The organism is Leptolyngbya sp. AN02str (assembly GCF_050565595.1).
Lineage (GTDB): Bacteria > Cyanobacteriota > Cyanobacteriia > Elainellales > Elainellaceae > Kaiparowitsia.
The window spans coordinates 1-15,493 of the sequence record NZ_JBNXVR010000029.1; the positions used below are offsets into that span (position 1 = coordinate 1).

At 47.5% G+C, this 15,493-nt stretch carries 12 protein-coding genes; 8 read left to right on the plus strand and 4 right to left on the minus strand.

All coding sequences use genetic code 11. The features are described 5' to 3' along the window. The 4 genes from ACQ4M4_RS19380 to crtA all read right to left on the minus strand — a co-directional run. Positions 1–2,728, minus strand: a 2,728-nt coding sequence (locus tag ACQ4M4_RS19380) for a putative Ig domain-containing protein (protein WP_430686101.1), incomplete at its 3' end; no start/stop codon positions are given. 650 nt (positions 2,729–3,378) lie between these two features. Next, on the minus strand, positions 3,379–4,116 hold the full coding sequence (gene hpsJ-A / locus ACQ4M4_RS19385) for an HpsJ-like protein, cyanoexosortase A-associated (protein WP_430686102.1): 738 nt from the start codon (positions 4,114–4,116) through the stop codon (positions 3,379–3,381). A 38-nt stretch (positions 4,117–4,154) separates the two neighbouring features. Then, positions 4,155–4,826 carry a cyanoexosortase A system-associated protein gene (locus ACQ4M4_RS19390; protein ID WP_430686103.1) on the minus strand — a complete coding sequence of 224 codons (672 nt, stop codon included), beginning with the start codon at positions 4,824–4,826 and terminating at the stop codon, positions 4,155–4,157. Then, positions 4,819–5,760 (minus strand): cyanoexosortase A, encoded by a 942-nt coding sequence (crtA, locus tag ACQ4M4_RS19395; RefSeq protein WP_430686104.1) that lies wholly within the window; start codon positions 5,758–5,760, stop codon positions 4,819–4,821. Before crtA ends, ACQ4M4_RS19390 begins: the two co-directional genes overlap by 8 nt. 953 nt (positions 5,761–6,713) lie before the next feature. On the opposite strand from crtA, the gene ACQ4M4_RS19400 reads away from it, so the two are divergent. The 8 genes from ACQ4M4_RS19400 to ACQ4M4_RS19435 all read left to right on the plus strand — a co-directional run bounded on the left by ACQ4M4_RS19400 (position 6,714) and on the right by ACQ4M4_RS19435 (position 15,372). Continuing rightward, positions 6,714–7,529 (plus strand): WecB/TagA/CpsF family glycosyltransferase, encoded by an 816-nt coding sequence (locus tag ACQ4M4_RS19400; protein WP_430686105.1) that lies wholly within the window; start codon positions 6,714–6,716, stop codon positions 7,527–7,529. A 513-nt stretch (positions 7,530–8,042) separates the two neighbouring features. Continuing rightward, a complete protein-coding gene (locus tag ACQ4M4_RS19405; protein ID WP_430686106.1) occupies positions 8,043–8,333 on the plus strand; it encodes a PqqD family peptide modification chaperone in 291 nt (96 codons plus the stop codon). Next, positions 8,317–8,748, plus strand: coding sequence for a lasso peptide biosynthesis B2 protein (locus ACQ4M4_RS19410; protein ID WP_430686107.1), 432 nt, complete (start codon positions 8,317–8,319; stop codon positions 8,746–8,748). Before ACQ4M4_RS19405 ends, ACQ4M4_RS19410 begins: the two co-directional genes overlap by 17 nt. A 10-nt stretch (positions 8,749–8,758) precedes the next feature. After that, entirely contained in the window at positions 8,759–10,795 is a 2,037-nt protein-coding gene (locus ACQ4M4_RS19415; protein ID WP_430686108.1) for a lasso peptide isopeptide bond-forming cyclase, read from the plus strand. An 8-nt stretch (positions 10,796–10,803) separates the two neighbouring features. Further along, a complete protein-coding gene (locus ACQ4M4_RS19420; RefSeq protein ID WP_430686109.1) occupies positions 10,804–11,040 on the plus strand; it encodes a lasso peptide in 237 nt (78 codons plus the stop codon). Positions 11,041–11,243: 203 nt separating this feature from the next. Next, a complete protein-coding gene (locus ACQ4M4_RS19425; protein WP_430686110.1) occupies positions 11,244–12,158 on the plus strand; it encodes a hypothetical protein in 915 nt (304 codons plus the stop codon). Between the two features lie 334 nt (positions 12,159–12,492). Next, positions 12,493–14,238 carry an ABC transporter ATP-binding protein gene (locus ACQ4M4_RS19430; RefSeq protein WP_430686111.1) on the plus strand — a complete coding sequence of 582 codons (1,746 nt, stop codon included), beginning with the start codon at positions 12,493–12,495 and terminating at the stop codon, positions 14,236–14,238. Between the two features lie 90 nt (positions 14,239–14,328). Continuing rightward, on the plus strand, positions 14,329–15,372 hold the full coding sequence (locus tag ACQ4M4_RS19435; protein WP_430686112.1) for a nucleotidyltransferase family protein: 1,044 nt from the start codon (positions 14,329–14,331) through the stop codon (positions 15,370–15,372). Positions 15,373–15,493: the final 121 nt, after the last annotated feature.

The following is a 15,493-nucleotide window of genomic DNA, read 5'->3' on the forward strand; positions in this document are numbered from 1 at the left end:
TAAAGCTTCCCGCGTTGGCATTGGTCGGAGTGCCGCTAAACGCGCGGGTAGATGGGTTGAACGTTAGCCAGGCAGGCAGTGCCGTTCCGTCGCCTCGGGTGGCGCTGTAGGTTAAGGTATCTCCATAAATTGAGTCTGGATCAGAAAACGTTGTGGATGGCACGACATAGCTGAAGGGACTACCCGCATTCACCGTTTGGACGGCGATCGCCTGATTCACAATTGGAGGATTGTTGACCGCATTCACCGTCAGGCCAAAGGTTGTGCTCGTTGTGGCATTTTGGGAATCCCTCGCAATCACCCGCACGTTAAAGCTTCCCGCATTGGCATTGGTCGGAGTGCCGCTAAACGCGCGGGTAGATGGGTTGAACGTTAGCCAGGCAGGCAGTGCCGTGCCGTCGCCTCGGGTGGCGCTGTAGGTTAAGGTATCTCCATAGATCGAGTCTGGATCCGTGAATGTCGTTTCCGGAACTTGAAACGTAAACGACTGCCCGGATGTTGCGGTTTGAGACGAGATCGTTTGACTCACTACCGGAACATCATTCATATTCGCGATCGCCAACACAAACACATCTGAAGCGATCGCGCCGTAGGGATCGGTCACCGTAACCTGAATCGTCAGGTCGCCGACATCTGCATTGCCTGGTGTTCCATCAAATTGTTGAGTTGAGCCATTAAACGAAAGCCATGTCGGTAATGCTCCACCACCCAACAAGGTCGCAGCATATGATAGCGGATGATTGTCTGCATCTGAGAATGTACCACCCGGAATCGTAAAGGAAAATGGCGCACCCTGACTGCCAGATTGATCGCTAATGGCAACACTCAAAACGGGCGATCGATTATCCGCGATCGTGACGGTCGCACCGCCTGCCACCGAGCTAATACTGTAATTGCTAGGGCTAGCAGCAATATCCAGGGAAACCGCTTCGTTGCCTTCCGCATTATCACTATCCGTAATGGGAGTAACATCCACATCAATCGAAGAGGCTCCCACCGGAATCGTGACAGTATAGGTCGTCCCGCTAATGCTGCCTGTACTAAAGGCATAGTCAACATTCGCTTCTGCTGCACCCGATACATTCAGTGTGACAACCAATGCACTCGTGGTTGAGCCATTACGGGCAATCCGAAAGGTTCCTTTACTCCCCACTACAGCTTCAAACGCAGAATTGGCGATCGCCTCAATCGACACCATAGGCACCGGCGGCACCGGCGCAAACGACAACCCGCGAAACACTCTATTCGTTCCTGCGGTGGCAATCGGGCTGATGCTTCCAACACTAAAGTTGGCATCAAACGCCGCCGTATCCTTCAACCGAACTAAGCCATTACCACTGGTGATTCCCAACACAGCAAACAGCTCAACCTCCGCCCCGTTAACACGCCCAGTCAAACCAGTAAACGTGTTCCCTGCAGCGTAGGAAGAGCGCGCTGTCCAATCCGATCCATCAAACGAATACTTATAGAGGCTATTCCCCGCAGCAACATAGAGCGTATCCACTCCCGCTACGGTCGCATCCCGATCCAACAGCACAAATTCCAACGCACCGTTAGGCCCGACTCCACCGCTCAGCAAAGGGGTAAGCGCCTGTCCTGTAGCACTCGAAACCCCCGTACCAACCGCATTGACAGGCCGAAAGCCAGTCGTATCTGCGGAGACATAAAGCTGGTTATTAAAAATTCGGAGCGCCCGAGTCGTCGCTAAACCAGAGGCAATTTGCGTGCTACCTGCTGTGCCACCATAACTCACGAAGCGGACACCGCCATTGCCACCACCGACCCAAAATCCTGTACCATCTACGCTGACAACGCTACGAATTCCCCCAGCAGCATTCTGCAACGAATCATTCAACGAAGTGGTCGTATCCACCACCCCAGAACTATCAACCCGAGCAATTACCCGCTTAACCGTTGCTGGAGCCGAGTTAGAAATACTCGCAGTGCCGGGCTCCGCATTATAGCCACCAAACGTTAAGTAGCGACCGTCAGACGATAACCCCAGTGTTCCTTCATACGCAGCGCTAATACTGAGGGTCAGCCCCAAATGGCTACCCACATCTGAAGGTGACACAGCAATCGTTTGCACGAGCTGATTCGTCGCCAAGTCATATTCATCCAAAAAAACAGGCGCAGAAGCGCCAGTGCTGTAAACCGCACCATCCCCAACCCGCAACACAACAATCGTGCCGCTGCTGAACGCTGCCAAGACAGAAGTAAAGCGTTGCTCCAACCCTGCAAGGTGAAATGCGCTGCCAGCTTCAATACTGCCCGCCGTATATTCCAGATTCCAATCTGCACCTTGCTGATGATTGCCAGTCAAATTGACAGAGGCTGCCACATCGGCACCTGTCAGCTGAGCCAGGCTCTGAACAAAATTTTGACCAACCGCCCCATGCGCGACATTGCAGCCGTACAGCAAAATATCTGCACCCGGCGCTAACGCATCAGACCAAGCAGCAATCTGTTCCTTACGTTGAGACAGGGTAACCGCATCCAAAACAGTGCTACCCAGTTGTAGGCTGCCTTGGCTTCCATGAGACACCACATGGATGCTCAACAATCCAACACGCTCAGCCAAAGCAACAGAAATCTGATCGAGTGCATCTTGGGTCGGATCAAGCAACACGACCTGAGCATCTGAAGCAGCTTGATCAACAAATATCTGGTAATTTGTGATGCTTGTATCTACAAATACGATAGATGAACTATTTCGAGTGAATGACATGCTACAACCCTGAAGTCTAAGTAGACATAAAATAAACTTAGGATTGTATTAGCGTGCCCAAGCCTAGTAGATGCATACTACAGTCAACTAGACTTCACGCAAAAATTCACATATCGCAAGCTAGATTTCAAGCATGAATAAATGTTTGAAAAATTAAAATAGATATGTTGATTTCTCTACTCTCTTGCCGCAGCAAGCCAAAAGTGTCTATAGTCGGCAGTAGCCAATTTGCAATCTCACTGGCTCCCCCTGAAATATGGTGCCCCCACCCAGTCTTGCAATTATTTATTGTATTGGTGCAGCAAGCGTACTCGTTTATTACATCAACGCGTTTTTACAAGACACAACAACATCAAAATCCGACAATATTTCTTGGTTGGTCGTCATGATTGGTACACTGCTGTGGCCAATCGTCCTACCAGTGTCACTCATCACAAAGTGGCGCAAAGCCAGTAAGTAAAGTCAAACTGCGATCTAAAACACAGTATGAGTTGACTGACACGCTTGAAAACTTAAGGCGGTCTAGTTCTTTTAAGCTAAGTATTGACAAAAGTTTCAACAATATCATCTATTCAAATATTGTTGAAACTTTTGCAATCATGTTGAAGAACATTCTTCTGCGATTCAAGCAAACAATGTAGTCTTCGGTTCTACGATTGTTTTGCCAAATCACCAGTTTGCGATACCCTCTTGGACGAACCCCGAGACCAGCGGGTAAGATGCCACATGTAAGCAAAGATAAAGCTGGAGATTAACGCGCTAAGGTTCCATTTCAGAGAGCTTTCCAGCAGAGTATTGCGACGGCTTGTGGATTGTGCGTTGAACTCATTTTCCATTCTTTGCTCGGCCGTTTCCAGTTCTGCTAGAAGCTGTTCTTTAGATGCTTCTGCTGAAACTTCGGCATCCAAGCCCTGACTTTCTAAGAAACTTGCAATATCTTCAACAGAAGCTTGGCTAAGCTGAGCTTCAACTGCAGCAATCTGTTCGCGCTGGGCGCTTAATTGAGTATTCAGCTCAGTCGAGTTTTGAGCATTGATACGTACTGTATTCATCACTCCCCACAATGGAGTAATGATCACGAGGAAGATTGCAAACGCTAAGGACAGCCAAGACAAAGCTTTCAATAAAGGCTTTTCCCATTTACCTCTCAGCTGCGATTCTCCAAAGAAGATGAGCACCAGAGCCAACAGGGGGAGAGGAACGCGTTCTACAATTTGCCCTAATGTTTGAAACTCCCATACTGGATTCATGAGTTGAGGAGGAAGCAAAATTGCCCCAAGATCCAGTGCTGTTAGAATGAGCAATCCATATCCAGCAAGCCGTAATAAGGCTAAGGATGCTGATTTATGTTGGGAAGGTTGGCCTTGTCCATCAGATTTCATTTGCATATTTGAACCTCAGTTAGTTGTGGAGAGTGAAGCGTTATTTACAGAGTTGGAAAGTTAGGTTGCCACCATTGAAGCCATAACTTCCAAAACTCTTCGAGCTGTTGAGCTGCGTCTTTTAGAGACTCTTGTTGAGTCGGCATTTTCATGTAGGTCCACAAGCAGCGACTGTCTTGTACTGTTTGCTGACCCACAAGCACAGGTAAAATTCTTTCAGGGCGAAAGTCGTAAATATAACGGTTATGAACAAACTGGGATGAAGTGACCGTGCTGCCTCCTCTGGGATTAATGCAGGAACTTAAATGCATGGCTTCATCACGGAAGAAAATGCTGTAATAACCGTCTTCATTTTGTTGAATCGTGCTGTTGAAATTGATCTCAGGTGCTCCTTTTCCATATTTCAACAGCAGGTTTCTAACACTAGAATCCATTTGGATTAAATAGCGCATCTCGACTTCAACATTATTTTCATCATTTTGGTATCGATAACTTTTTCCTCCAATTAATTCAGCCTCATCTGGTTCAGCAGAGTTAGCTAAGATCTCTTCATGAACCTGTTTCCAGCCTTTCAACTCTACTGTTTGGTTAAAAACTTCGGGAAGCTTCTTTTCTTGAGCCAAACCAGGCCGGAACAACAGTTGAGAGCATACAAGAACTGTTCCACCGAAGATGCTGGCCAAGAATGCAAGCCTTATGGGATTCTCTTCAGTCATACTCTTGGACATTCAATTCTTCTAAATAGGGCTGAGCATTCTTTTGGCGAAGCAGTAACCAGCAAAATAAACCTAAGATTGCAACAGAGATCATTGAAAAGATAAAAGAGCCATTGCCTTCGTGCCAATACTCAAAGGCTTCTGGAAGGGAAGCAGCAACAAGGTGAGCGAGGAGAGCGACTCGGAAACCATTGACGATAAACGCAATCGCGATCGCCAAGACTGCGACACCAACTTTCTCAATTCGGCGTAATGGGAACATCATGATAAACAGTCCCGCCAGGGAAAGTAGATAGCAAATACTCTCAATTCCAGAACATCCTGGAAAGACCTCGACAGCACTGTCACCAATCTGAATTTGATAACCATTGCGTGCAACTTCGAATCCCATATACCAAAGAACTAAGGCAGAGAATTTTGCCGTTAGAGCGGTTGGATCTATGAAGATTGGCAACAACAATCTTGGGAATCCCAAAAAAACCAGGATTAGAATTTCTTGTCTGAACTTAGACAGACCTGAAACACCCGAGGCAACGAGTGCTAATCCAACGCCAGCGATCGCCGGAAAAGCGAGTAAAAAACTATTACTCGAAATTCCTAAGCTGCGTATTAAAAGAAACGCAAGTAAAGTCGTTCCAACAATACTGGCAATTGAATTACTCTTCAAACTATGAAATGGCGCTTTTTCCTTAATCAAAGATGCGATCGCAGCAATGAAGAGTAGACTGTTACCAAACAGATCACTATTATCACTACGCCAAACCAGAGTTAGATAAATAGCGGTCAAGCCAGCCAAGATACCGAGTAGCCAGACTTGGCTATCCTTGATATTTAAAGAGCCTGATAAATTCATTGCGTGCTTACTAACCAACGGGGCAATTGTTTCTTTCGTGCAAATTCGTTGCTCTTGATTCGTATCTCCGGCTGATTTCATTCATCGTCATCAACCTTCTAAAGACCTTCCTTCAGCAACATTCGCCAAAGTTTTTGACGGAAAGCATAAAGTCTCATCAGCCAAAAAATTTAGGTCTTCCGCCAAATTCGGAATGGCAACAACTCTAGAATTTCGTTGCGCTTTTGCCTTCCCTCGCATCACCCTAAAGAAAGATTGCCCGAAAAAGGATGATAGCTAACACGACCATCCACTAAACTTAAGCCAAACAGAGCCAACTCTCACAATACAGCTCGATGATTGAGTGTGGTCACCAAACAAGGCGTAACGCCATACCAACCAGGCAAACGACACATATCCTGCTACCTGTCTGACAGGCGCTTGGCCAAGGGATAGTACACAGCTACTGATCAACCCTCGCAGACTTGTATCGTGGAGGCCCAACCCTCGTATCTGGCCTAAACGCTCAATCAACGGAAATTTGTCAATCCTATCTGACATTCATCGGCATTCATCACGCCTAACACCCCGGAAAACCCTGAGCCGAGTCTAGTATCATTACGTACAAACTTTATCCCAGCCACACGCAAGCAAGAGTTTGCATAAACTTCGGATTAACGTATCAAACGCCAGTAGCTGCATCTAGGCAAATAGGACTAAAAAGCATTTATTACGTAAGACTAAGCAGACACTCAACCCAAGAGAAAAACAGTCCGTGTTTTCTCCGTGTCCAGAGTCAAGTCAAGAATGTTACACCATGAGAAGAGGTGAGATAGCTCGGCTTTGGGCTCCGAAATGACCTCTAACAGGGTTGAAGGTAAAAGAATCAAGTCAGAATTTGTAGCAACTGAGACGCGGGTTTTCTATGTGCAGGTCTGGCATTTAGCCATAGTCAGCGATTGCGAAACTGAGTTAAGTAACTTTCGGCACAGGTTTCGAATAAATTGGCGCGGGTTATTTGTTAGGGATTTGCTTTCACAGTTTGGAGTTTTTGAATGGATATCGTCAAGATTTTGAACGTAGAAATCGACAATCTATCGATTCACGAGTTTCTGGAGAACCTAAAGGAAGGGTTTGTTGTAACTCCCAATGTCGATCATCTAGTGAAGCTGCAAAAGGATTCAGCGTTTGCTGAAGTCTATCAAGCTGCGGATTACCGGGTCTGCGACAGCAAGATGTTGATGTACGCCGCAAAGTTCCTAGGTACCCCCATTCAAGAAAAGATCTCGGGTTCTGACCTATTTCCAGCTTTCTACAATTTCCACCGAGACAATGAAGAAATTCGTATATTTCTGCTAGGAGCCCGCGAAGGAGTAGCAGCCGAGGCAGCTCGGCGCATTAATCAAGTAACTGGGCGCCGTATTATTGTCGATTATTACTCTCCTTCTTTCGGGTTTGAGAAGAATGAGCAGGAGTGTGCGTTGATTCTTGACAAAGTACGTCAGTCGGGCGCAACAGTTTTAGCAGTTGGAGTTGGCGCTCCCAAGCAGGAGAAATTCATCCACAAATACCGAGATCGGCTCCCTGAGGTCAAAATCTTTTTAGCAATTGGTGCCACGATTGATTTTGAAGCAGGCAATGTAAGTCGTTCTCCCCAATGGGTAAGTGAAGTGGGACTGGAGTGGCTTTATCGACTATTGGCTGAACCTAAGCGGCTTTGGCGCAGATATCTAGTCGAAGATCCGTTGTTCTTTTGGCTTTTGGTATTGCAAAAGTTAAATCTGTATCGGGAGCCATTTCAAGTGTCTCATAAGGTCTTTGAGTTAACCGATAGATACGTCTCAGAAGTGAGTGCGATCGCTGCCGATTAGTATATTTTCTCTCTAATATTCAGGTGTCTAAAAAACGCTCATCTTTCCTTCATCTGATATACACAGAAAAGAGAATTGGGTCGCTTATTTCTTCAGGAATGTGGGTAAAAGAGGATGTTTCTATACTTTATGAATGAATCACTCGAACGCTAAAAGCAGCGTCTAATGACCAGTTCCTCCTATGTTAAGCAATTCACTCGCAGTCCATTAGACTTGAATTCTTCAGTCACTTAGACAGTCCTAGATTTGCTGAAATTACTGAACCTTTAATTTTCAGCTTCTATTTAGATCATCGGGAGCTGTTCGTTATTTCAGACTTGATAAAGCTTGAGATACGAGGGAATCACTTTGCCCTAGATCAAACTAGAGTGAAATACGGAGTTTTCATCCAGCCGCCCATCCTGTTTCTGTAAAATTACTCAGGCATTCAGTCCGTGATTTTGCTGTACTAGAGATAAGGAAATGAGAGAGCCTTTTAGGCCAAATCGTAGGTTATTGAGAGGTTAGTTGCAGATGTTCAATGAAGGCTCACTCATTCAAGCAAGTTCAACCCAGGTTTCTTCCGATTTAGGAGGAGAGGTTATTATTCTTAGCCTTAAATCTGGAATTTACTATGGATTGAATGAAGTAGGAACAACGATTTGGAACCTCATTCAACAGCCCACAACATTTGAACAAATCTTCAAAACTGTTGTTGAAGATTATGAGGTAGAAGCCGAACAGTGCAAAAAAGATTTACTTGAAATTCTCGCAGACATGAGAAAAGCTGGGCTGCTTGAGGTTAATCATGCAATGGTTGTATAAGCTGTTCAATCTTTCCTGGAAAGAGCGCGCACTGTTGCTAGAAACTCTCTTTTTGATTGCTGGCTTTAAGCTAGCGCTATGGGCTTTGCCGTTTCGTTTTGTGCAGCAGTTCGCTGCACGGCCAGCTCAATCACACGCACGGAGTTCAACCGAAGGTTCGCTTGTTTTTAAGCAGGTTCTTCAAGCCGTTGAAATGGTGACTTGGCACATTCCAGGTAGAGCAAGATGCTTGGTACGTGCACTGACAACTCAAGTCCTGCTAAGCAGACGCGGTTACAAAACTGATCTTCGCATTGGAGTTTCAAAAGATGCGCAGGGCAATGTAGAAGCTCATGCATGGCTTGAATACAATGGACAGCTTGTAATTGGCGGAGTAAGTGGGTTTCACAGATACACTCCTTTATCCACCCTGTAGGAACGACAGCATGAGTGCGATCGCTGGTCTCTACAATTTGAATAAGCAACCTGTAGAGCAAGATCATCTCCAGCAGATGTCTGATGCGATGGCTCACCGGGGTCCTGATCAAAACTGCGTTTGGTTAGAGGGAGCAGTTGGTCTTGCCCATCGTATGTTGTGGACCACGCGCGAATCTCTGTTAGAGCAGATGCCACTGTTGTCGCAGGATCAGTCACTGGTTTTGGTTGCCGACGCCCGTATCGATAACCGTGAGGAGTTAATTGCCAGTCTATCTTTGAGCGATCGCCCCGCTGAAAAGATTACTGACAGCGACCTCATCCTTGCCGCTTACCAACAGTGGGGAGAAGACTGCGTTCACCATCTACTCGGCGATTTTGCATTCGCACTGTGGGATGCAACCCGAAACGCGCTCTTTTGCGCTCGCGATCATTTCGGCGTGAAACCGTTCTATTACTTCTATCAACCAGAGCAAGTTTTCTGCTTTGCATCTGAGATGAAAGCGCTCTTCTGCTTACCAAGCGTTCCACATGTCATTAACGAAAGCCGCATTGCCAATCATTTGACAATGATGCTACACGATCAAGCAACTACGTGCTATCAGAAAATTTTTCGGTTGCCACCTGCTCACACGCTCACCGTTGGAGCTGCGCTCGGAGCTAGACTACAGCGCTATTGGAAACTTGATGCGACTCGTGAAATCCATCTCAATTCTGATGAAGAATATGCATTGGCTTTCCGCGATATTTTTGCAGAAGCGGTTCGGTGCCGACTACGGAGTGCCTTCCCCATCGGCTCTCATTTGAGCGGAGGGCTAGATTCTACCTCTGTTACGTGCATGGCCCGACATCTCTTGCAATCCAAAGAACAACCTTTGCATGTTTTTTCAAACGTCTATAACGTTGTCACGGAATGCGATGAGCGCGAGTACATTCAACCGGTTCTGGAACAAGGAAGTTTGATTCCACATGAGGTATATCCTGACCAAACCGGGCCGCTGTCGAATTGGCAAGACTTACTCCAGCCATTGGAAGAACCCTGCTTAATTGGAGGTAATGGATACTTAATCTGGAACCTCAATCAAGCATCGCAGCAAGCTGGTGTGCGAGTATCGCTAGATGGATTTGATGGAGATACAACCGTTAGCCATGGTTTTAATCTTTTTGCAGAGTTGGCTAAAGCGGGTCACTGGCGAGACTTTGCAGACAATGCGGTCGCCCTCTCAGAGCGATTGAATACAAGCCCAGCAGCAATTTTGCAACGCTATGGTTTCGCTCACTTAGTTGATTTAGCTTGGAAGTGGCATTGGATATCCTTTGTCAAAGCGATCGCTGGCATGCAGCAAGTCTTCACGATTTCTCCACGAGTGTTATGGATTCAGTGTGGACTTAAGCCTATCGTTCCCCAGTTTGTGATGAACCTATGGCATTGGCTGAAAGGCCAACAGGGTTCTAGTCAAACATTTTCTAAAGTCATCAATTCCGAATTTGCCCAGCGCGTGGGCTGCGATCGTCAACCAACCGTGCAAGCTCCAGCAGCAGAACATTTGCGCTCTGTGCGAGAGCAGCAGTATCAAGACCTCACCTCGGGTGGTTTCACTTTTGTACTTGAGCTGCAAGATATTGCTGCCGCCGCATGCTCGCTAGAAGCACGGCATCCATTTATGGATAAGCGATTAATCGAGTTTTGTTTGGCTCTACCATCCCATCAAAAGCTAAAGCACGGATGGACCCGCATGATCATGCGTAGAGCCATGGAAGGTTTGCTCCCTGAGAAAGTGCAATGGCGCAGTGGCAAGATGGACGTCACTCCTGGCTTTTTGCACGGTTTGCTCAACATCAATCGAGAACTGGTCGAAGATGTGGTTCTCAATGATGCTGGGAGCATCAAAGCTTACGTAGACCTTAACCATCTACGTGGGGCCTATGACCGACTCACATCAAGCGCTCCAGCGCTTGATGATGATGTTAGAACGGTCTGGGCAGCAACGGCGCTAGCTTTGTGGCTACGCCAAACTGGGTTTACTGCTACAGTCAACCCAACCTAACGGCAACCATGCATGCTTATGCAGCATCGGTCGTACAAACCAACACAACCAACACCGTACAGGAGATAAAACTCATGAAGAAGGCATACACCGCTCCCAAACTGACCAACCATGGCAACGTTGAGTCCTTGACTCAAGCTTTCGGTTCCAGCCCTGCTGCAGACGTTGTCTACATCGGTGGTTCGAACGTTCCTACCAACGTTGGTTCCACTGGTTCTGTTGACGGCATCATCGTCATCAAGTAACCCCTAGGGAGATTTTGATGGTTTAAGGGTTGCTTAAGCCATCAAGCTTTTATTGAAAACCGGACTGCTAGACCGTGTAACACTAAGGCAGTCCGGCTTTTTATTGCGCTACTGCCTGTTGTTTCAGCCAATGGTTTGGGAATGCTGATGTAAACCTCTACAGCATTCTGTTCATCTTCAACCCGTCATTCTTGGATAGCCGGATGTATACCTACACTGCCTATACGTTAATCATCCAGTCTGAGTTGGAACTGCCTGAATTGGTTCCTGCCGAAGGAGCACCCGATGTCGTGATTCGATTCGGCAAGCTCAATGTACCAGGTTACAAAAGCAGCAACGGTGGAGATTACTTTTTAGGTGCTGTAGAGGGTGTTGCAACTTTTTTGGTGCAGAAAGGCTGCGAAATTGTTGTGGAGCCCGAGCCTCAGGTAGAAGAAGCGGTTTTGCGGCCCATTATTGAAGGGCCACTGCTGTCGACCTTACTACGCCAACGCAAAAAATTGGTTCTCCATGCCGGAAGTTTTGTGGCTCACGGTATGTCGTTTGGCTTTATGGCAGATTCGGGATGGGGAAAGTCTACCCTGATCAACACGTTTCATACAGCAGGCTATACGATTCTGACAGATGATGTCATGTCATTGAATTTGGAGGCCGAACAGGTCACGGTTGTTCCGGGTATTCCCCAAGTAAAGCTGTGCTTTGATGCAGCAGAGTTTATGGGGTATAAACCTGGGCAACTGCCGCTTTTGCACTCTCATGCACCTAAGGTAGGACATCGATTAGCTTCGGGATTTTCGGCTCGTGAATTTCCGCTGAAGCGGCTCTATGTGCTGGACTATGGCGATCGCCACGACATTATTCCGCTATCACCTCAAGAAGCGTTTGTTGCTCTTGTGCACCATTCACGAGCGATGACGCTGCTCACATCTGAAGAATTTCGAGTCAGACACTTGCATCAATGCTCAGCGTTATTGCAACATGTGTCGGTTTGTCGGTTAATCCGAAAGCGATCGCTCGAAGAACTGCCAGCCGTTGTGAAATTGATCGAATCTGATATTGCTCAGCTGACAAGACAGCCATCTCAGCATTCGGAACCAATGCTTCACGCTGCGCACTAAGACAAACCTCGCTGACAAACCTCGCTCCAGCAAACAGTTGAAGGGTTTGAAGATTAAGTCCAATCAGCGTTCTAATTCTGAGATATTCAATCATTCTCTGGGCACACTAAGAGAGACTTTTTGGGCTGAAGTCACCTATGGCTTTCACCACGATTTGCCCCCATTCGCTTGGGGTTCGAGCATTGATTAACCTAGCGGTAGCTGCATCGTGATCCAGACTCTTAAAAGAAAGCAGCAGAAAGTTGTCGCACAGCTTGCCTATCTCCCTAGAACGTTTGCCCTCATTTGGGAGGCTTCGCATCACTGGACGATAGCTTGGGTTGGCCTTCTAGTCGTGCAAGGAATTTTACCGGGTGCAACGGTTTATTTGACCCGGTTATTAGTTGACAGTCTGGTGGATGTTGTTGGCGTTGGGCTAGACTGGCAAGCCATCCAGCCTGTGGCCATTCCGGCGGCCTTGATGCTGGGTGTGATTGCACTGGGCGAACTCCTGCGCAGCGGAAGTGAGTGGGTGCGCACCGTTCAATCTGAGTTAGTGCAGGATCATGTGAGTCGGCTGGTTCACAGCACATCAATTGCCGTTGACCTGGCATTTTATGAGTCGTCTGAGTTCTACGACCATCTCGACCGGGCCCGCAGTGATGCAGCCGGGCGATCGCTCTCGTTATTGGAAAACACAGGTGGACTGCTGCAAAACACCATCACCTTACTGACCATGGCGGCAATTTTGCTGCCCTATGGCCTGTGGTTGCCCATTGTGCTGTGTTTGAGCACGCTTCCAGCGTTCTATGCCATGGTGCGCATCAATCGACGACAGCACCAATGGTGGCAGCAAACGACTCTGGCGCGTCGGTGGTTGCAGTATTACGAGCTGTTGTTGACCCAAGGGCCACCCGCCCCAGAAATTCGTCTCTTCGGTCTAGGTTCGTACTTTCAGACAAATTACCAAACTCTGCGCTATCGGTTGAGAATTGAACAACTGAAGCTGCTGAAGGATCAAAATGTATCGCGACTGTTGGCAGCAGCGATCGCTCTAGCATTTACAGGGGGAGCCTTGGCATGGATGGGGCGACAGGTATTGCTTGGCCTGTTGACTCTAGGAGATTTGGCCTTGTTCTATCAAGCCTTTAACCGAGGTCAAAGCATTATGAAAGTATTGCTGGGCAACCTTGGTCAGGTTTACAACAACAGCCTGTTTATTGGAAATTTATTTGAGTTTTTAAGTCTAAAGCCGCAAGTGGTCAGCCCAGAAAATCCGATATCGCTACCGCAGCGATTTCAAACTGGCATTCGCTTTCGCGATGTTACATTTAGCTATCCAGGACAGAGCGATCGTCCTATCCTGCAAAATTTTAATCTCGACATTCCAGCTGGGAAAATTGTGGCGATCGTTGGCGATAACGGAGCTGGAAAAAGCACACTCATCAAGCTACTATGCCGATTCTACGATCCGCAAATAGGAGCGCTCGAACTCGATGGGGTTGACTTTAGAGCTTATGACATTGACCAACTGCGGCGGCAAATTACCGTTCTTTTTCAAAACCCAATTCCTTACTACGTTACCGCCAGCGAAAACATAGCACTCGGGGATATCTCCTACAACTCAACCCCCGAAGACATTCAACAAGCCGCCCAATACGCAGGAATCCACGAAACCATTGAAAAGTTGCCGGAAGGGTATAACACTAAACTTGGTAAACTTTTTCCCAACGGAACAGAACTCAGTGGTGGACAATGGCAGCGTCTTGCCTTGGCACGCTCGTTTTTGCGTCGGGCAGAACTCATCATCCTTGATGAACCCACCAGTGCAATGGATCCTTGGGCCGAAACGGATTGGATCGAGCGCTTTCGAGCACTGGCCAAAGAGCGCACCGCCGTTGTCGTGACGCATCGATTCACCCTGGCCATGTGTGCAGACATTATCTATGTAATGCGCCAGGGACAAATTGTTGAGTCGGGCACCCATGCCGAATTGCTGGAGCAGGGAGGTTACTATGCCGAATCTTGGCGATCGCAAATTGGTGCACCCTCACCTGACCTAGAAAATGTAACAGAAGACCTTGCCCCATCTTGGTGCTGATGGTCGATTCACAAACGCAAAGCCTAGTGTCTTCACCGCTGCGGCCACCTATATCACGCGAAACTATCCGAAACTTGGAGTCTCCGTTGCATGTCTACAGCTTTAGTGCGTACTCTAATTCGAGCCTGTCTTACCCAACCTAATCCACAAAACCAGGCAGAAGTGAGAACTCAGCTAGTAAGCGCTACAGCCGCAGCATGGGAGCAAACTTTTATCACCCTTGCTTTGCACCGCTTGGTTCCCCTGGTTACTTACACCCTGCAAGAGTGGAATTTAACAGATGCACTTCCCAAAAAGTATTGGGAATCGATGCTAACTCACTATCAAGAAGTGAAGACGCGCAATACGTTGAATTTGCTAACACTGGATGGCATTTTAGCCGCGATGCAGCGGAAAGACTTGCACCCTGTTTTGTGGAAGGGTGTGGTTTTAGCCGACAGCTTTTATCCCCTGCCTGCCACCCGATCGATGGCGGATTTAGATTTCTCAATTCCGGCCGATGAAATGCCCCAAGTGGATGCTGTCTTTGAATCGCTAGGGTTTCAACGACGAGACAACATGGAAACCGAGGATGCGGTGTATTACGGCAACACGATGGGCATCTTGTGTGATGTGCATCATCGGGTTCGGTTGTTTGAAACGACAACCGTTAAAAATTTAACCACGTCCCTCACACCAAAACGGCTGAAATGTCCATCCATGACCGTTCTGGAGCCAAATGCAATGCTTGTCCATTTGGTGGTGCATATGGATGGGCACCTAGACGAGACAGGGCCAATTTTAATTTGGATCTTGGATGTAGCGTACGTGTTGCGCCAATGGAGAGACCAACTCGATTTAGCGCGGATTCAGCAATTGATGCCATCGCAGGATTCTGTTGATTCTTTAATGCGCTTGGTGCGATTTCTCCAAGTAGAATTTGGCGAACCCATCCCTGATGTACTGGCAGAATCTGCGCAACATTATCAGCCCTATACGCTAGATTACGTGCTGCGATCGCGACGGCTGACGGTATGGGGATTGCCCAGTGTCAGAGGATGGATGCGGTTGCTGGCTTGCCGCCTTGGCATTGCATCTGACAAAGGCAGAATTTATCCTTACTGGCGTGATTTAATGCCGTGGAGTGCCGCCTAATTCAAAGACTGGATAGAGCGATCGCACAATCTAGCGCAAGCTTTATTTACAAACTTCAGTAAACAACAGGTGACATCTCGCAAAACTCCACTCTGGGCACACCGTTTTTGGCTTGATCAGC